This is a genomic window from Streptomyces sp. NPDC047982, assembly GCF_043204165.1.
Classification (GTDB): domain Bacteria; phylum Actinomycetota; class Actinomycetes; order Streptomycetales; family Streptomycetaceae; genus Streptomyces.
In genome coordinates this window covers 110,481-127,779 of record NZ_JBIDBS010000017.1, presented here as the reverse complement: position 1 = coordinate 127,779, position 17,299 = coordinate 110,481, and the positions used below count along the sequence as shown (strand labels likewise).

Sequence of the window (17,299 nt, the reverse complement as noted above, 5' to 3'; positions counted from 1 at the left end):
CCAGGGCGGAGCGCGGACGCGGACGGCCCCGCCTGCGGGTGCAGAACAGGGCCGGTACGCGGATGCGGAGTCAGCGGCGGCGGGTGGTCAGGGGGCCAGGTCGGCCAGGAGGGCGGTCGCGTGCCGATGGCGGGTGCCGGACCGCCCCGGGGGAGGGGAGGGGGCGGTCCGGCGGCCGGGGGCGGGTTGGTGGTCACCGCGCCCCCGGCCGGTGCGGCTGACCTTGGGCTGGCGGTGCCCAACGTCCGCAACCGCCCCTCGGTCGGCCTGAGGCGGCGGCAGGAAGGGCAGTCGGGTGCGAGGGTGGGGGCGGACATGGCACGGCCCCGGGACCGTGAGCGCGATCCCGGGGCCGGGTGCCGGATACGTGGGGTCAGTTGCGTGTCTGGGGGGCGCAGCGGCATGACAGGCAGCCGTGCGGGCGGGTAATGCCGGTCCAGGCTGATGGCTCCTGAAGGTGGGGGTGGTCAGCGAGGGTGCGCTGAAGGTGCTGCTCGACGTCGGACCATGTCCAGGCGGGATCGCCGAGGGCACTGGCGTTCATGGCGTGCCGGATGAAGTCGGCCTTGTCGCCTGGGGTGGTGAACCAGGTGTCGGCGAAACCGTGCCGGTCGAAGTGCGCGATGTGGCCGAACAGGTGTCGGGAACACGTGCGGTACAGGTCGTCGGTGAAGGCGTCGGAGTGCAGGCCGTTCTCGATGAAGGCCAGGACGCGGTTCCCGGCGTCGGCCTTCGCCTTCGCCGTCGCCCACTGGGTGGCCGTGCAGTCGGCGGGCGTCAGGCGGGTCAGGGTGCGCGGGGAGAGGGTGTGCGGTCGCAGAGCAGCGGAAGTCACGGAATGTCCCATCGTCAAGGCTCGGTTGGGGGCGTGTACGCCCCGGGGGGCGCGGCCTCGGGGAGAGCAGGACCGGGTTGGTTGCTGCTCCCGTTCGGGGCTGGCCGGGGGTGACGATGACCGGGCGCACGCCAAGCACCGCAACCCCGCCGGCGAGGCCCGGACAGCGGGCCGGAGGCCGCGGGCCGCGCCGGGGCCGGGGCCGCGCCGGGCGGGGGGCCGCGCCGGGGCGCACCCCTGGGCAGGTACAGCGGTCCTGCCCAGGGGTGCGTGGCGTCGAGGGCGGGGGCGGCCCGGTTCAGATGCTCCGGGGGGCGTAGGTGTCCGGGGCGAGGTGGGCCAGGGCGTCCGCGATGGGCTCGATCATGTCCGAGGGCAGGAACGCCTTCCTGAGGGCGGCCAGGTGTGGGGCGACGCGGGCGGCGGCCCGGTCGGCTGCGGCGTGAAGCTCGGCGTCGGAGGGACGGCGTACGAGGAGGTGGGTGTGGTGGTCGGTGACCTCGTAGCGGACGTGCTCGTGGCGCAGCACGGTGCGCATGAGGCGGTGGTCGCTCTCGCGCTGGTAGGCGTCGGGGCCGTAGACGGTGAGTTCGACGACGTGGCCGAGTTCAGGGTGGTTGAGTTCTCGGGCGGTGAATCCGCGGCGGCTTGTATCAGTGCGGGTGCCGCGGTGCAGGCGCAGGCGGGGGAGGTTGTAGGTCTTGAGGAGCTTGGTGATCGTGTCGGCGCGGGCGGGGCGCGCGGTCGTGGAGTGGGTGATCGGGGTGCGGCGTCCGGCGTTGCCCTCGGCGTTGGTGTAGGGGGTGGCGAGGGGGGGCGACGGTCCAGCTGCTGTAGGGGGTGAGGTGGGCTGCGGCCCAGGCGCGGGCGTCGTTGCGGGTGGCGAACGGCCCGTACGAGTGGAGGGCGACCATGCCGCCGGTGCGGTCGGTGTCGGTGGCGACGACCATAGAGGTCTCGGAGAAGGCGCCGCCGACGAACTGGGCGTCAACGGTGGCTATCGGGTCCTGGTCGAGGTTGAGGAGGGTGGTCAGGTGCAGGAACATGCCGGGCTGCCTCTCGGGCTCGGGAAGAGAAGAGGGGGATGTCGGCGGCCGCGCTCGGGGATGCCCTAGAGGTGCGCGGGGTGCGGCGACCGGTGGCGGCACGGTCGCCGTCCGGCCGGCTAGAGCGGCAACCCGAGCGGGGTGCAGCAGGTTCAGGCGTACGAGGGCCTCGAGAGGAAGGGGCGGCGCCCGGCGGACGGCAGGCGGCCCCGCCTGCGGGGGCGCAGGACGGGGCCGGAAGCCGGGGCGGGGCGGGTCAGCTGTGATGGCGGGCGATGTGCTCGCTGCGCAGTGCACGGGCCAGGGTCTTGTCCGGGATGAAGCGAGCTGGCCGCGTTCGGTGCAGTGGGCGGCGTAGTCGGTCAGTCGGCCGCTACGGGCGGGGGTGAGCGGGCCGAGCATCGAGGGCTCGGGGCAGGGGCGGGGGCGGGGCAGCGCTCCTTCGGGGCAGGTGAGCCGACCGCGGCTAGTCCTCCTGCCAGCAGTCGAGGAGGGTGTTCAGAGAGCTGATGATCCCGACGCGTTGTCCGAGGCACTGGTCGAGGGCGCTTGCCGGGGGTGCCCAGACAGGGTTGATACTCAGATGCCCCGCGTCGAGGAGGTCACGGCGTACCGCGATGCTCCGGGCCGCCGTGTCGCTGATTTCCCTCAGGTCTCGCTCGACGAGCACCAGTTCCATGCGGATCTGGCGCAGTGGCCGGGCCAGAGGATGCGTGCTGTCCAAGAGCGCGGGCAGGTCGAGGCCCGTCTGCCTGCGGATGAGTTCGTCTGCGCTGCTGGGGAGCAGGCGGTCCGGGTGGTGCTGAACGGTGGTCATGGGCAGTGCCTTCCTTGGGTTTGGGACAAGGCGTGCAACAAGGCGCGGGCCGTGGCCGGCCCCGGCGGGGTGTGCTCCTCAGATGCCCTCGGGGCTGGTGGGAGGCTCCGGCCAGGATGAGAATCCCAGTCGGTTCTCCAACCGGGCGTGCTCGGCTGCGGCGGCGGCCCGGTGCTCCGGTGTGTGTTCAGCGGGCGGGACCGTCCAGTCGCAGGCGGCCACCAGCCGGTCCGCGGCCTCGTGGGCCATGTTGGGCTCTGGGTAGTCCAGCCCGATCAGGCTCTGTCCGTTCTCGCGCAGCGTGATCACGTACGTCCATGGCGAACGGGCTCGGTTCGGCACGACGCGCAGTCCGGGGTGCCGAGGCAGGTTACGCAGCTCGTTTTCAGTACGGATCTCGGCCGCTCGTGCGGCGAGTCGATGCAGCCAGTACGCGACGGGCTCCCGTTGGACGTAGGGTTCCCGGCGGCTGATTTCGGCTCGCAGCTGCCGCAGGGTCCAGTGGGTCAGGTCACGGGCGTCGATGGCGTCACGCCGCTCCTGGGGCAGTTCCGTCCACGAGTTCTCAGGCGGCTTGGTCATGTTCGGCTCCCTCGGCTTCGCTCGGTGGGGCGGCTGGTTGACGGGGAGTACGGTGTGATGCCACCCAGCTAGCCGAGCAAGACGCAGCGCGGCGCAACGCGGCGGGCAGGGGCGGGGCAGTGCGGAAAGCCCACCCCGTCGGCAGGGGTGGGCCTGGTGCGCGCAAGCTCGGTGCGCGGGAGGTCAGTTGGCGGGGCGGCCGGTCTGGTCGGGGTTGTTGCCGTGGCGGTCACCGCGGAGGATGTCGCCCTCGATGTAGGTGATCATCGATCCGTCGGGGGCGCGCATCGTGTAGTAGATGGAGGACTCCGCCCAGACCAGTTCCCAGCCCGCGGTGTCCAGGGCGTCGCTGACGGTCTCGTCTCCGCCGGAGCCCGCGAAGAACCCGCGGTTGGGGCCGTGGCCGGTGGCCAGGGTGCGCAGGACGTCGTCCGCGTTCTTGGCGGTGCGCAGCTCCTGGAGCTGTTCGGCGATCGCTGCCCAGAAGGTGTCGAGCACGTCGGACATGATGCGTCTCCCTTGTTCACGTGGTGGTCGCGGCGCTCCGGCCCGGGTGCCGGTGGCGCGCCGGTGCGGCAGGCGGAGGTTCTCGAGCGGGCGGCCAAGGCCCGCAACCCCGCCGGCCGCAGGAGACCGGCGGGGTTGCGGCCAGTGGTCAGGGGGTGGGCTTGGGCGGGTCGGGGAGGGAGAAGACGCGACGCGCAAGGCGGGGCGGCGGCTGGTCGGGGAGGACCTGCTCGGCCAGGGCCTGGACCCAGTCGGGCACGCCGTCGCGGAACTCGACGGGGTGGTAGAAGAGGCGGCTCGTCCACACGTCGAGGGTGCGGCGGCGGCCGTCGACCCGGCGTCCCCGGACGGTGAGTGTGGCGACTTCCCACTGGAGTACGCGGGGCGCGTCCTGGACCTGGTACGGGCGGAGTTCGGCCTCGAACTCCTCGGCTCGCATGAGGTGCGTGCTGTCTCGGTCGGTGGCGAGCAGTTGAGGGCGGCTGATCGTGCCGGGCACGGTGAACGTGACCTCGGGGATGCCAAGACGGATCTTCACGTGGGGCTCCTGGTCGATGAGGGAAGCTTCCCGGAGACGTGCCGGGCGGCCCAGTTCGGTGGTGGGGCGGCGCACTGGGCCGGTGGCCGGGGCGCGCTGTGAGAGGGGGTGCCGGGCCGCCCCGGGGGGTGGGGGCGGCCCGGTGCCAGACCGATACTGCCTGGGGCGGGGCCAAGCCCCGCAAGCAGTGCGGTGGCGGGACGGCGCGGCATGGGCGTGCGGGGCGTCAGGGGTGCGGGGCAGCGGCCTCGCTCGGTTTGGTACTGCGCCCCCTGCCGCCGGACTGGGGAACGCAGGGGACGGGCGTGCCCGGCGCACGCGTGATGTGCCGGGGGCTGCCGGGTCGAGAGCGTTACAGGACGGCGCGGGTGCGGGTGACTGCCTCGGCGAACAGACGGGAGGAGGGGTTGGTGGGCCACAGAGCGATGTCGAAGTCGTGCTCCAGCCACCAGTCGGTGGCCGTCTGAAGTGCCTGCTGCGTCTGTGCTGCCATCTGCGGGGTCAACGGCGTGTACCGGCCGTTGCTGTCCTCCGGGCCGGTGATGACAGCCGGGCCGTGCAGTGTGTAGGGCAGCATGCGGTCGCGCCAGGCGCTGGCCAGAGTCCACAGAACGGGATTGGGCTGCAGGCCGAGTGCGACGCCGTTGCCGTGCACGTGGATGACCGCTTGCAGGTGATAGGTGGCCGCGTCGGCCCAGCCGCCAACCTGTTGGGTGATCCAGGCGTGTTGCTCGGGGCGGGGCAGGTCCAGAGGTGAACTGCCGGTGGTGGGCGTCGACTTGGTCGGCATGAACGGCAGTGGGGTCACCAGCAGTGCGGAAGGGGAGGTGGTCATCGTCAGCGCTCCGGAAGAGTCACGGGCCCACAGGGTTGGGCCGGGCGAGGCTGACGGTGCGGGCCGGCCACGCAAGCCGAGCAACCTCTCTGCACGGCAAGGCGGGTGGCGCCACCCCACCGGGCGGTGGGCATGACGCAGCCCCCGCATCCCCGGCTGGCCCGGGCAGGGCACGGGGGTCGGGGATGCGGGGGCGGGAGTTCGGGGTGGTCAGCAGGCGGATGCAGCGCGTCGCGGGGGTAGCGCTCGTGCTCGGCCTGGTGAGGTGCCGGGCGAGGACAGAGCTGGGAGCCGGGTGGCGCGCACGCTGCCGTGTGGGCGCGGGCGGGCTAGCGCAGGAGTCGGGCCCGCACGGCATCCGGACCGCGGGTGAAGCCGAGCGTGGCGGCGTTGAGGATGGCGAAGACGATGCCAGGGTCCTCGATCCACTCCGGCTGGGTCCACATCGCCAGTTCCTCGGTTCCGTCGAAAAGGGTGACGCTGTCGTATCCGTGCGCGTCGCCGTCGAAGCCGATGCGGAAGCCGCTCGGGCAGTTGCGCTGGTCTTCGTCGACGGGTGCCAGGATGACGTGGCGGCCGTCGGTGTAGGTGATGTCGTAGCGGCCGGATTCGCGGGAGATGGTGCGGACATGTGCCCGGTCGGTTACCCGGTCCGTCATCGCCGCGCGGCCCTCGGCCAGGGCCTCCTGAGCCGTCACACGGATGGTGATGCCGTCCTCGGTGCGTTCGTAGGTCTTGGTCTCGTCAGGCATGGGTGGGTGTCTCCTGTTCGGATTCGGTGGGCGGAGCGTGCGCGCCGCGCTGCCCTGAAGCTGGCTGACGGCTCGGCAAGGACCGCAAGGCGCCGGCCGGGCGGGAATCGGCCCCGGCCCCGAGCCCCGCCTCCGGGGCAGGGGCGGGGCTCGGGGCCGGTATGTGAACGTGGTGGTCAGTGGGCTGGGATGGTCAGCAGGTGGCGCAGCCGGTCCAGGCCGGTGGCGGTGCGGCCACGGCGCTCGTGCTCGGCCCGGCGGGCCTGGGCGCGGCGGTGGCTGGTGTAGGGGAGCTGGAAGTCGCGGACCAGGGTGCTGTTGCGGGCCTGGATGCGGGTGGCCTGCTCGGTGGTGATGTACGCCTCGGTGACTTCGTCGAAGATCAGCCGGGCGGCGGCCTGCGGGCAGCCGTTCAGGAGGGGAGCGGCGTCGGGGCCTTCCTCCTCGAACGCGGTGATCGCGGCGGTCACGAAGGCGAGGTGCGCCGGGTTCTTGCACTGGCCTGCGGTGGCTCGCAGCCCGTCCAGGATGTGAGGGAATTCGAGGACGTAGCCGCTGGGTGTCACCTTCATGAAGTCCTCCAGGGGGGCAGAGTGCGTGTTGACGTGGCGGGTTGCCGGGGTGGGGCGGTCCGAAGGGGCGGGTGGGGTGGTCACCGCTCCCCCCGACCGCTGACCTGAACATGCCCGAGAGCGGGGCAAGGAAGGCAAGCACATGAGGACGGGCGTGTGGCGGCTCTCAGCGCCGGGGGCGGCCGATGCGTTCCTGGCGGGGCAGCATCGAGCGGTCGGGTTTCGGGAACGGGACGGCGCGGCCGTACGCGCCGCAGCGCCATGCCGTCGCGGCGGCCATGCCCCCTCGCCAGATCGCGGCCTGCTGCACCCGGTGTCGCCACTCCCCTCGCATTACGTACGTCTTGAGCCACGGTGCGGCGCGGCGCAGCCCGGACGGGTGCGAGAGGGCGATACGGGAACGGGCGGCGCTGACGGTGCGACTCGTCGACCGTGGGGCGGCCGGGCGGGGACGGCGGTCGGCGTAGCGGGGCGAGCGGGCGAGGCGGGGCGGCGGCCGGGCGCGGTGGTCAGGCTCAGAGGGTCGGGGTGGCGGCTGGGGTGGTGGGGTGGAAGAACACGTCACCGACTTGGCGGGAGTGGAGGGTGACGATGCCGGTGGGCAGTTCCAGGTGGACGCTCACGGTGCGGGTACGGGCGGCCTGCCGGGCCAGTTGGCGCAGCCACGGGCCGGATACCGGCTCGGTGTAGGTGAACGTGCCGTCGCGCAGGCTCAGGAGGCGGCTGAGGCTGGTGTAGCGGTCGCCGGTGATCAGGCTCGTCTCGTTAGGGGTGAGTCGGTGGACCAGGGCGAACCGGCTGCCGGGCTGGTGCCGGGTGTGCCACCAGCCGGTGACCGTCCGGTCGGGCAGGCTCAGGCCGTCCGGCCGGCCGGGGATGATCCACCGGCCGTCGTAGCGCATCCATTCGGTGCCCCGGGGGCAGCTGACGCTGTCGCCGTTACGGAAGGGCGGCGGCCCGGTCACCGCGCGGCCGACGCGCGCCTGGGTGAAGAACTCGGCGGTGGTACGTCGTTGAGCGGAAGGGCGGGAGATGTAGGGACGCACACGCCGAAAAGTCAGGGACATGACAACTCAACTCCTGGCAGGGGGTGATGAGAAGAAAGGGCGGGAAGGGCGGAAACAGGGCCCGGCCGGCACGGATCCCGGCCCCGGAGCACGGATCCCGGCCACGGGGGCTCGAACACACCCACCGATGAGCCGGGACGGGCCACCGTGTCACCGCTGCCCGCACACTGACCCGCGAGCAACCAAGCCACGCAACCCCCGGGGTATCGGGAGCAGCAACACGGGGGGCGGTGACGCAGGACGGCCCGCCCACGCGGAACGGCCCGCCCCGCGGTGTAGTCAGTCCGGGGGCGGGCCGTCAGATACCGAGCGGTACAGGTCAAACCCGAGACGTGGTGCTGTTCTCGCGGGCATGCTCGCGGTGCAGCATCAGCAGCTCGAAGGCCGTCAGGGCGGCGAACCAGGCGGTGTATCCGTACTCGTCTCGCATGAACGCCTACACGGTCGTCGCGGTGAAGGCTCCGACTACGGCTGTTCGTGCCTCAGCGCGGGTCAGCAGCCCGAACATCTCCAGCAGCCCGGGCAGAACGGTGGCCGCGAAGGCGCGATCGCCTTCGCCATAAGGGGGCTCCATCGGTGCGGGGCACGGGCTGGTATGCCGTGCCGGTGTGACCGAAACCGTGGAACGGGCGGGGGCAAGGCGCGCAAGAGCGCGTTGCGTTGACGGTCAGGGGGCGCAAACGCGGGCAGCCCGCCCCGTGGGTGGGGCGGCCCGGGCGGCGCCGCGGGAGGGCGCGGCGGCGGGACGGCCCGCCCCCGGGCGCGGGGGCGGGCCGTCAGATGCCGTGCGGCGCGGGTCAGGTGCGTGTGGCGGGCCGGGCCTTGCTCAGGCGGCGGATGGTGGTGGTGCGGGCGGGGGCGCGGGAGAGCGTGATGCGGTCGGAGTACTCGTGTCCCTCGGCGTTGAAGTGGTCGGTGGGCCACGTGTGCGCTGCATGTTCCGCCTCGGGCAGGGCCCGGCCGACCGGTCCCTGGGCTGTGCACTGGCGGCACCGGTAGAAGATGATCTCCGCGTACCGGTCGGGGTCGAGGCCGAAGGGGGCGAAGGGGTCGGCGAGGGCGAGCGCGGTCTCCGCGTTCATCGTGGTGGAGTCGGACGCGGCGGACGCGGCGGTGGTAGTCATCGGTTCTGCTCCTGCCCGGGAGACGGCGAGGGCCGTCGGCGGTGGTTGGTAGGACCGGGCCCGAAGGGCGGGGAAGCGGTGGCCGTTCCCCCGGGTGCCCGGTGATCCGTACCGCGGGGCGGCGGCCGGCAAGGCGGGCAAGTGGCCTGGCACGGCGCGGACATGGCGCGGCAGGGCCGCGTCGCCGGGCGGAGAGCGGGCGTCGTGGCGGGAGGCCCCCTGAGCCCCGCCGCGGGCGGCGGGTGCTCGGGGGCCAGAGGAGGCGGTCATGGTCGGTGGGAGACCTGAGCGACCGGGTAGAGGACGGGCTTCCAGTCGGGTGCGGTGCGTACGCAGATCAGGCCGTCCTCGCCTGGCTCGTGCCACCGGCCGCCATCGGCGATCTGGGAGATCCTGGCCTCGTACCCGGGACCGTCGACCAGGCGGACGATGACGTGCTGGCCTCCGCGGACGCGCGCGGGGTCGACCGGCTTGCCGGTGAGCCACGGCAGCACGTTGTCCCGGTAGTAGGTCAGGCCGCCTGCGGCGTCGATCATCCGCGTGCCGATCAGGCACCGATAGCAGGTACCCCACCAGACGGACTGACGCTGGCAGGAGCGGCATTCGGCCGTGTGCGCGTCAACGGACGCGGCGAGTTGCGCGAACGACTCTGCGAGCTGGATGCGGGTGGGGCGCAGTTCCTCACCGAGCCGGACCAGGTGGTGCGGGTCCGCGTTGCGCGTCGTCTCCTGTCCATGGCGCTGAAGGACGACGACCGGGCGACGCCCGCCGGGACCATAGGTGGTGTGCACGACGGTGGCAGGGGTGCGCTCGGCATCACGCGGCTCGAACACCTGCTGGCCAGGCTCGTATGTGAAGCAGGACGCCATGTGGAAGGTCTGCGGGCGGGCGGTCACGTGGTCATCTCCAGTGTGTCGGCTGTGCGGCGGGATGGTGGTGGGGGTCGGCGTCCCGGCGCCCGGCGCGCGGGGCATGACCGGCTGCGCCGACTCTCACCCGCGGGCGGGTTACCCCCACAACCCCCACCCGGCCGGGCGACAGGCGGGTGCGCGCCGACGGGCGGAAGACGCGGGGGCCGGGGTACGCGGACGCCCCGGGCCGCTACTGCGGACCGGGGCGCCGGTGTCGGCTGCGGCAGGACGTGGGTCAGGCGCGGACGATGTGGGTCTTCAGGCCGTAGCCGGACTCGTGGTGGCACTCGCCGGTACGCGCCGCTTCGAAGAGGACAGCGTCGATCTCGAAGCTCTGCCAGGCCCCGGGCCCCGCACAGCGGCGGGGCCCGGGGCTGAGGGTGCAAGGGGTATAGGGCTGTGAGCTGCGGCGTCCGTGAAGACACGCGTAGGGCCCGCCCTGCGGGGAGGCAGGGCGGGCCGGGGGATGTTACCGGGGACTGCGCAGTGGACTCTGGGTTAGTTTCGCGACTTGAGGGTCTCGGCTGCGACGGCTCGGTCTCGCGCGGACGGCGGTGAGGCGAGCGTGATTCCTGCCGTCGTCAGGATGCTGAGGTCCAACTCCCAGAGGTGTATCGATCGCTGCTGCCATGTCAGGAATGCGGACTGAACATGCTGACGGCCTTGAGGCTCGGTCATGCCCGTGACCTTCAACAGATGTGCGAGGGCCCGGTCTTCCAACCCGCGCACTTGAGCAAACCCGAAGTGGGTGACCATGTGGCAGTTCGAGCATAGGCAGATGAGGCGCTTCAGTGTCTGCGTACGTGTGGCCTCGTCGAATTCCCAGCGTTCGTGGGCCTCCAGTCTCGGTTTGCCTGAGGCACCAGGAGTTGCGCCGCAGACTTCGCAGCGGTCTTCAGCCCGGCCATAGATCATCCGCCGGAGACGGTCCCAGTCCTTCCTGGCCACACACGAACGCACGTTGGTGAACCAGCACGAGCGCGGCACCAGGTTGTCAAGCCCCGGGTCTGGTGGAGAGTGGGTTAGCTGGTTTTCAGGGTGAGTTCTGGGATGGTCCGTTGGGTGTGGCGGGCTTCGAATTCGGCGGGTGGGACGTGGCCGAGCTCGCCGTGGAGGCGTCTTCGGTTGAACCAGTCGACGTACTCGGCGACGGCGATCTCGACATCGTTGATGCCGGTCCAAGGGCCTTTGTTGCGGATCAGCTCGGCCTTGAAGAGGCTGTTGAACGCCTCGGCGAGGGCATTGTCGTAGGAGTCGCCCTTGGATCCGACCGAGGCGACTGCGTCGGCCTCGTCCAGGCGCTCGGTGTAGCGGATGGCACGGTATTGGACTCCGCGGTCGGAGTGATGGATCAGCCCGGCCAGGTCGGTGCCCTCTCGTCGGCGGCGCCAGACGGCCATATCCAGGGCGTCCAGGGCGAGTTCGGTGTAGAGGCTGGTGGCGACCTGCCAGCCGACGACGGTGCGGGAGAACACGTCGATGACAAAGGCGGCGTAGACCCAGCCGGAGAAGGTGCGGATATAGGTGATGTCCGCGACCCACAGCTGGTTCGGAGCGGTGGCGGTGAACTCCCGGTTGACCAGGTCTTTCGGACGGGCGGTCTCGGGTGCCGGCCGGGTGGTGCGCGGGCCTTTCGCTCTGCTGACGCCGCGCAGTCCGGCCTCGCGCATCAGGCGTTCCACCGTGCAGCGGGCCACCTGCCGGCCGGCTCTGCGCAGGGCGGCGTGGATCTTCCGGGCGCCGTAGACGCCGTAGTTCGCCGCGTGGATCACGCGGATCTCCTCGGTGAGATGCGCGTCGCGCAGGCTGCGGGCGGAGGGCGAGCGGGTGGCGGCGGCGTAGTAGGTGCTCGGCGCGATCTCGGCGTCCGTCCCCTTCAGGGCGTCGCAGATCGGCTGGACGCCGAACTCCTCCTTGTGCCGGTCGACGTAGGCGACCCTCAGCGCAGTGGACGGTCCAGCTCCGCCGCGAAGAAAGCCGAGGCGGACTTCAGGATCGCGTTCGCCCGACGCAGTTCCTTCACCTCCCGCTCGAGCTCGGCGATCCGGGCGGCCTCCGCACTGGTGGGCCCCTCGCGCAGGCCGGCGTCGGTCTCGGCGCGCTTGACCCAGGTCCGCAGGGCCTCGGGGTGGATGTCGAGCTGTTCGGCGATGCGCTTCACCGCGCCCGCCCGGCCGGCGGGGTCCTTGCGGGCCTCGACGGCCAGCCGTGTCGCACGCTCACGCACTTCGTCGGAGTATTTCCGGGGTGCAGCCATGACGGGGATCCTTCCGGGTCTTCGGTGTCTCCATCAAACCCGGGGCGATTCACACCGCAGGGGTCCGGCATCGGACGGCTCTTCCCGTCGGCCGGGAAACAGCCTTCGGCAGAGACGGCGCGGGCTCGGTGGCCCGAAAGGGCGTTGGGCAGTTGGGCGGCGGCCGGGTGGTGTCCGGGGCCGGGGATGACCTGACTGTGGAACATGGGGGGCCAAGGCGCGCAAGGAGGCGGCCCGTCTGGGCGGCGGCGAAGGGGTGACGGTGATATCCGCGATGCCGGTCAGGGGGTCGGGTCGTGGGGGGGTAGACCCGTGGGTTCTCCCGCAAGCTGGGCTCCGGCCCCGGCGCCCGTTGGGGCATGGCCGGGGCCGGATGATGCGCGGTGGTGCTCAGGAGCGTCGGCAAGGCCTGCGGCGGCTGATGCGGCGCTCGCTGCCGAAGCGGTAGAGATCGGTCGTCACTCGGCGGGAGCAAAACGGCTGGTGGGCAGGACTGTCATGAGGGTTGGAGCAGGTCAGGGATAAGGCGGGCTGCGGCGGATGCGTGCTCGTCCAGGGCGTTGGGGCGCAGTCTGCCCAGCGGGAGTTCCTGCTGAAGGCCGCAGAGGGAGAGCTCATCCGAGTCTCGGTTGAGGAAGATGCTTGGAAGCTCGAATCTCGTGCCCTCCCTCTCGGGAGGGACGACCAGGGCGGCCGTGCCCTCGGGAGCGGCGCTGTAGAACTCGGCGTGCCAACCGTGGCCGATGAGCTTGGCTGCGCGGCGCGCGATGGCCAGCGCCGGGAAGGTGTCCTCCGCGCCGGGAAGGGGCGGCCCGTACGTGTCGTGGACCAGGCGTGCGATGGTCTCAGCGGCAGCACGCACCTCTTCGGCGCCCTGCGGCTCGCCGGGCAGTTCCACCGGGACCGGATACGGTTCGTAGGCATGCCAACCAAGGCAGAGCCCTTCATCCTCGGTCACATACAGTCGCAGCTTCCCGACGCCGTTCCCTTCCATCGTGCCGTACGTGGCGTACGGACCGATCCCGCCGGTCCATCCCTCCCCCAGTACGCGGACCGTCTCCTGCGTCAATGAAGTGATGGTGGTGGTGGGCTTGGGGTGGGAGTCATTGGTCATGATGTTCGCTTTCTAGTGCCGGGTCTGCTCGATCGTGCGGGGCGGCGGCACGGCCGGGCGGAACGCCAAGGGTGTTCGGCTCAGACCATCGGCCTCATGTGTGAGCCGGCCGTCTTCGTCGCCGACGGGTTGTTCCTACCAGAGGCGGAGCGGAAGATTTCAAGTCCGGCGGGGCGGGGGGCTCCCCCGGGCCCGGTACGCCGACACTGGCCGGGTGAAGGCCAAGGCGCGCAACCCGCCGGCCGGGCGGCAGGGGTCAGGACTTCGACAGGGTCTTCGATGTGGTGGCGCCGTCGTCACCGTCGACGCCGTTGCGGACGCGGAACGGCCCGTCCTTGGAGGGGCGGGCCGTTGGTGGTGCAGGGTCACGCGGCGGTCAGGGAGCACCCGCCGGTTGGACCGGCGGTCGAAGTGGCTTGTTCCTGGGCCACGGGTCATTGATCGTTTGGGTCAGCCCGTTGTGGTAGGCGGCGGTGCACCATGCGCAGCGGAATCGGTCCGGGTCACGGCCCTGCTCGCTTATCTCGCACCGTCCGCACCCGTTGGTGCACACATAGCGCTGGCCGAGTACGTCATCGTCGTCCCACATACAAACGCTCCGATCCATGAGGGCGGATTGACAGCCGGGCTTGTGCCTGTCTGTGGTGAGGACAATGGCCGCAGGCGGGGCTAGGCAGGCAAGGGTCTGGTGGCGGTGTGTCTTGCCGGGGCGAGCGGCGGGGTCCTGCCGGGGGCGGGGGGCCGGGGCGGGCGTTTGTCAGAATGGAACGTCGTCGCTGTTCTGCTTCGCAAAGATGGTCGCGCCTCGGGCCCTGGTGATTCCGTCGTTGGCGTGGTGATTGGGGTTGTCGGTGCGGCGGCGTACGCCGTCCTCGGCGTCGGGCTCCCACTCGCTGCGGTTGTAGACGACTCCGCCGGCGACGAGGTCGTCGCCGACTTCTTCCAGAGTCAGCGCCTGGTACTCCGCGGGAGACATGACGGGCGAGGGGTGTTCGGTGTGGGACACGGTCAGTGCCTTTCGTGGCAGGGGGATGGCCGGGCCCGGGAAGGCGGGATGGGGGGGTGGTCACTTCTCCGGGTCCGGTGATCCCGACTGTGGGCGGGGGTGGGCCAAGATCCGCAACCCCGAAACCAGCACCGCGCACCGCGGCCGCTGGCAGGAGGCAGGCGCGGGCCTGGCAGGGCGCCGGGCCTGCGGGGCGCGACAGGATCGGTGTCAGGCGCGCCAACGGCCCGACCCGGCCCGTGCCGCTGCCTGACACAGGGCGGCGGCGGGACTGGGACACCACGCGAGGCGGCCCGCCCCGGGTGTGCGGGGCGGGCCGTCAACAGCTGATGCGATCTGGCAGAGGAGCCATGGCCGCGTTACACAGGGTGAGGCGCAGAGAATTACGCCACCGTGTTGCGGCCGGGTGTCGCAGTGGTCTCCAGGTGCTCGCGGTACGTGCGGCGAAAACGGCTAAGGTGCAAGGTCGCTGCCTTGGTGCCCCTGAGCCCGCAGCAGATGGTCGGTGACCGGGGGCGCCTTACGGACCGCGGTGGCGTTCGGGGAGCGCCCGGCATCGATGAGGTGGGCGACGTACTCGACGTACGTGGCGGTGGTGCACGGGCGGGCGACGCGGCCCTGCTCAACGCACCAGGCTGCGCTGGGACCGGTAGTTGGCGCTGGTGTTCTTCGGCGCTGAATGCTTCTCCAGCCGCTCGGCGGTGCGCTCGGAGACGTACAGGTCCCGCTCGGGCGCGACACCGTAAATCCCTTGTGGTCTGCGGAAGTTGTCGCACGGACATCCATGGAAAACGTTCCGTCCCAGCACTCACGGAGTAGTCACTGGAGAGCGACGTGCGGCGAAAGTCGCATGCGTCGTTCGGGCTGGGGGCCGTGGGAAAAGGACCTGCTCAGCAGGCACCTCGCCGACGGCCCACCAGTACCCTCTGGCAGAACCTGGCCACCGCGACCGACACGTACCCGCGGAACTCCGGTGACCATCTCCCGCCCCTGCACGCATGCAGGGGCGGGAGATGGTCACCACCGACGACGACGCGGTGCCGGGCATGGAGTTCCTTCCAGAGTGGGAGATCGAGAGGGGACGGGCGACGGGGTGGGGTGTCGCCGCCGCCCGGCCCGGTGGGCCTCATCGTGGGTGCTCGCTGGGCAACTCCCGCAACCTGGGCCGCCTGGGGGCAGTGCCCAGTAGTGGCGGGTGAGAGTGGTGCAAAGATTTCGGTGAGCAAGAAAACTGGTCGGTGCTGTCGGACAGGGTCAGGACGCACCCGGGCACGGGTGGAGACCCCTCTTTTTGAGAGTTGCGGGCAGGTGCGCCGTAAGGGCGGGGATACCGGGCTGCCCCGGAGGGCTCGACCGCACGGTGAGGGGGTGGTGCGGGAGCTTCCTTCCGACAGCACCGACACTGCCCCAGACGGAACCAAGCCCCGCAATCCCCTGGTCGGATGTGGTGGTCAGAGGGGAACCCAGCGCGCGCCGGGCGACTGGGCCTGTCTGCGCCCGGCAATACGCCCCGTGTTCCTCCCGAAAAGCTGGGTCCTCTACCAGTACCGCTCGCGGTTGCGCTGTCGTCGAGCACTGAGCAGCCTGACGAGGGTGGGGTTGGCTGCCCGCGCGGCGGGCAGGTCGAGAAGTGCGTTCAGGATCTGGTAATAGCGTGTGGGAGACAGGCCGAGTTCCTCCCGGATGTAGCGCTCTCGGGGGCCGGGCCGCATGGCGATGGTTGTTTGGGCGACCGTGAGTACGCTGCGCCCGAGGTCAGTCAACGGGCGTTGGGTAAGCGGCTGCTGCGGTTCTTCCTCAGCGTTCTCCCTTTCGTCCGCAGTGTCTGGTGCCTTGGTCGTGGCCGTCGGCGCCGAGTCGTTCTCGTCAGCCTTGTCCGGCGTGTGCGGCTGGGACCCTGTGGGAGGGTGCGGCATTGGCTGGTGCTCCTTCGGTGCGGTCGTATGGTGGTCGTTGCGGGGTCGCTTGCCGCTCCCCCGGGTGCTTGGTGACCGCACCGTGCCTAAGGGCGGTGCAAGCGGCGCAACACGGCCCTGAAGCTTGGAGATCGTCAGCCGAGGCGACACGGCACGGCAGCAGCCCGCAGGGCGGGGACTGGGGGCTGAGAGGGGTAGGTCAGGCGGCCTGTACTCCGGGGCAAGCGGCGAGCACGTGAGCCATCGCTCGCCGAATGACCGCCTCGGCCAGGACCGGCGGCATCGCGTTGCCGATCTGCTCGTACTGCTTGGTCCGCGAGCCCCGGAAAGGGTGGCCGGGCGGGAACGTCTGGAGCCTGGCCGCGTCGGCGACGGACACCCGGATCATGTCCTTGCGGCCGCCGCGGTAGGCGGGCAGCTCATCGGCGTCCACCAGCCGGGTGTCGGCGATCCAGCGGCCCGCATCCCGCTCTCCGTACAAGGTGGCGCGGCTGCCGGAGCCGCCGACACAGGAGGGGTCCGGGCCACCGGCCGCCGTGCCGACCGCGACGGTCAGCGCGGGCCGGTGCGTCATCCCCCAGCCCAGCGCCTGCGCCATCGACACCCACGGCAGCAGATCGGGGTTGCCGCCCGCCTGGTCGGCGGTGCGCGAGTAGCGGCGGTGGGTCGGAGCAGGCAGTGCCGCCTCGCCCGCGCCCAGGCGGCGGGCGACCAGCACGGCGCGAGCCCGGGTCTGCGGGACGCCGTACTCCTCGGCATTCATCCGGCCCGTGACCACCGTGTAGCCCTCGGCGCGCAGGACCTGGGCCATCGCTTCCCACACCGGCAGCACGGTGGGCACCTGCTCCAGCATCACCGTCCGGTACGGGCGCCCGTCGTCCAGCGCCTGAAGCGTCCAGCGCAGCGGTTCCAGGACCAGACCGGTGCGCTCGTCGTCCAGCGTGGCCAGACCCGCCCTAATGTCCCGGCGCGCGGCCAGCTGGTCCGCGAAGTGCAGCACCGTGTCCAACGCGCGGCGTCCGGCGCCCTTCCCGCCGATCGAGTACGGCTGACACGGCGGCGAGCCGATCAAATCCGTCGCCGACGGAAAGTCGCTGGGCCGGTAAGCACGGACGTCACCCTCCACGGTGTCCAAACCGGCGGCACGCCTCGACTCACACGCCGCATGGTCGTGCTCGATCCCGGTCACTGGCAGACCCAGCCGCTGCGCGGCCAGATCCCAGCCACCCGGCCCGCCGAACAGGTCAACTATCTCCACCCGGCAGGCAGCATCCTTCGTCGTCATGGGGGTTTCCCCGATCCCTGGTCGCGGCGTCACCAGGAACCAACCGGCCCCCGTGACATGAACACAACCAGACAGCCGGAAAACCCACCAAGCCACACAAACCCCCCAACCCAACCACACACACCCAGCACGAGG

The 17,299-nt window shown here is 71.2% G+C and carries 20 protein-coding genes; all 20 read right to left on the bottom strand.

The window, feature by feature from the left end; genetic code table 11:
* Window positions 1-373: 373 nt before the first annotated feature.
* Window positions 374-835 (bottom strand): hypothetical protein, encoded by a 462-nt coding sequence (locus tag ACGF2V_RS21550; protein WP_362708530.1) that lies wholly within the window; start codon window positions 833-835, stop codon window positions 374-376.
* 298 nt (window positions 836-1,133) lie between these two features.
* A complete protein-coding gene (locus ACGF2V_RS21545; protein ID WP_362708527.1) occupies window positions 1,134-1,826 on the bottom strand; it encodes a hypothetical protein in 693 nt (230 codons plus the stop codon).
* Window positions 1,827-2,347: 521 nt separating this feature from the next.
* Window positions 2,348-2,698, bottom strand: coding sequence for a hypothetical protein (locus ACGF2V_RS21540; protein WP_362708525.1), 351 nt, complete (start codon window positions 2,696-2,698; stop codon window positions 2,348-2,350).
* 78 nt (window positions 2,699-2,776) lie between these two features.
* Entirely contained in the window at window positions 2,777-3,280 is a 504-nt protein-coding gene (locus ACGF2V_RS21535) for a hypothetical protein (protein ID WP_362708522.1), read from the bottom strand.
* 183 nt (window positions 3,281-3,463) lie between these two features.
* A complete protein-coding gene (locus ACGF2V_RS21530; RefSeq protein WP_362708520.1) occupies window positions 3,464-3,787 on the bottom strand; it encodes a hypothetical protein in 324 nt (107 codons plus the stop codon).
* 148 nt (window positions 3,788-3,935) lie between these two features.
* Window positions 3,936-4,325, bottom strand: coding sequence for a hypothetical protein (locus tag ACGF2V_RS21525; RefSeq protein WP_362708517.1), 390 nt, complete (start codon window positions 4,323-4,325; stop codon window positions 3,936-3,938).
* A 352-nt stretch (window positions 4,326-4,677) separates the two neighbouring features.
* Window positions 4,678-5,160: a hypothetical protein gene (locus ACGF2V_RS21520; RefSeq protein WP_362708514.1), complete on the bottom strand. Its 483-nt coding sequence runs from the start codon at window positions 5,158-5,160 to the stop codon at window positions 4,678-4,680.
* A gap of 329 nt (window positions 5,161-5,489) precedes the next feature.
* Window positions 5,490-5,912: a hypothetical protein gene (locus ACGF2V_RS21515; RefSeq protein WP_362708511.1), complete on the bottom strand. Its 423-nt coding sequence runs from the start codon at window positions 5,910-5,912 to the stop codon at window positions 5,490-5,492.
* A 176-nt stretch (window positions 5,913-6,088) separates the two neighbouring features.
* Complete coding sequence (locus tag ACGF2V_RS21510; RefSeq protein WP_362708508.1) at window positions 6,089-6,484, bottom strand: hypothetical protein; 396 nt, start codon at window positions 6,482-6,484, stop codon at window positions 6,089-6,091.
* A 166-nt stretch (window positions 6,485-6,650) separates the two neighbouring features.
* Window positions 6,651-6,794 (bottom strand): hypothetical protein, encoded by a 144-nt coding sequence (locus tag ACGF2V_RS21505; RefSeq protein ID WP_362708505.1) that lies wholly within the window; start codon window positions 6,792-6,794, stop codon window positions 6,651-6,653.
* 205 nt (window positions 6,795-6,999) lie between these two features.
* The gene (locus tag ACGF2V_RS21500) at window positions 7,000-7,551 is read right to left on the bottom strand and encodes a hypothetical protein (RefSeq protein ID WP_362708502.1); all 552 of its coding nucleotides are present in this window, start codon (window positions 7,549-7,551) and stop codon (window positions 7,000-7,002) included.
* Between the two features lie 436 nt (window positions 7,552-7,987).
* Complete coding sequence (locus tag ACGF2V_RS21495) at window positions 7,988-8,125, bottom strand: hypothetical protein (RefSeq protein ID WP_362708499.1); 138 nt, start codon at window positions 8,123-8,125, stop codon at window positions 7,988-7,990.
* A 223-nt stretch (window positions 8,126-8,348) separates the two neighbouring features.
* Window positions 8,349-8,675: a hypothetical protein gene (locus ACGF2V_RS21490; protein ID WP_362708497.1), complete on the bottom strand. Its 327-nt coding sequence runs from the start codon at window positions 8,673-8,675 to the stop codon at window positions 8,349-8,351.
* Between the two features lie 266 nt (window positions 8,676-8,941).
* The gene (locus ACGF2V_RS21485) at window positions 8,942-9,571 is read right to left on the bottom strand and encodes a hypothetical protein (RefSeq protein WP_362708494.1); all 630 of its coding nucleotides are present in this window, start codon (window positions 9,569-9,571) and stop codon (window positions 8,942-8,944) included.
* 1,037 nt (window positions 9,572-10,608) lie between these two features.
* A protein-coding gene (locus tag ACGF2V_RS21480; RefSeq protein WP_362708492.1) for an IS3 family transposase occupies window positions 10,609-11,843 on the bottom strand; the annotation gives its coding sequence in 2 pieces (ribosomal slippage) (window positions 10,609-11,564 and window positions 11,564-11,843; 1,236 coding nt in all).
* A 496-nt stretch (window positions 11,844-12,339) separates the two neighbouring features.
* Complete coding sequence (locus ACGF2V_RS21475; protein WP_362708490.1) at window positions 12,340-12,957, bottom strand: hypothetical protein; 618 nt, start codon at window positions 12,955-12,957, stop codon at window positions 12,340-12,342.
* A gap of 757 nt (window positions 12,958-13,714) precedes the next feature.
* Window positions 13,715-13,963 (bottom strand): hypothetical protein, encoded by a 249-nt coding sequence (locus tag ACGF2V_RS21470; RefSeq protein WP_362708488.1) that lies wholly within the window; start codon window positions 13,961-13,963, stop codon window positions 13,715-13,717.
* 622 nt (window positions 13,964-14,585) lie between these two features.
* Window positions 14,586-14,771 carry a hypothetical protein gene (locus tag ACGF2V_RS21465; protein ID WP_362708485.1) on the bottom strand — a complete coding sequence of 62 codons (186 nt, stop codon included), beginning with the start codon at window positions 14,769-14,771 and terminating at the stop codon, window positions 14,586-14,588.
* 730 nt (window positions 14,772-15,501) lie between these two features.
* Window positions 15,502-15,726 (bottom strand): DUF3263 domain-containing protein, encoded by a 225-nt coding sequence (locus ACGF2V_RS21460; protein ID WP_362708483.1) that lies wholly within the window; start codon window positions 15,724-15,726, stop codon window positions 15,502-15,504.
* Window positions 15,727-16,078: 352 nt separating this feature from the next.
* The gene (locus ACGF2V_RS21455) at window positions 16,079-17,164 is read right to left on the bottom strand and encodes a DNA cytosine methyltransferase (protein ID WP_362708480.1); all 1,086 of its coding nucleotides are present in this window, start codon (window positions 17,162-17,164) and stop codon (window positions 16,079-16,081) included.
* Window positions 17,165-17,299: the final 135 nt, after the last annotated feature.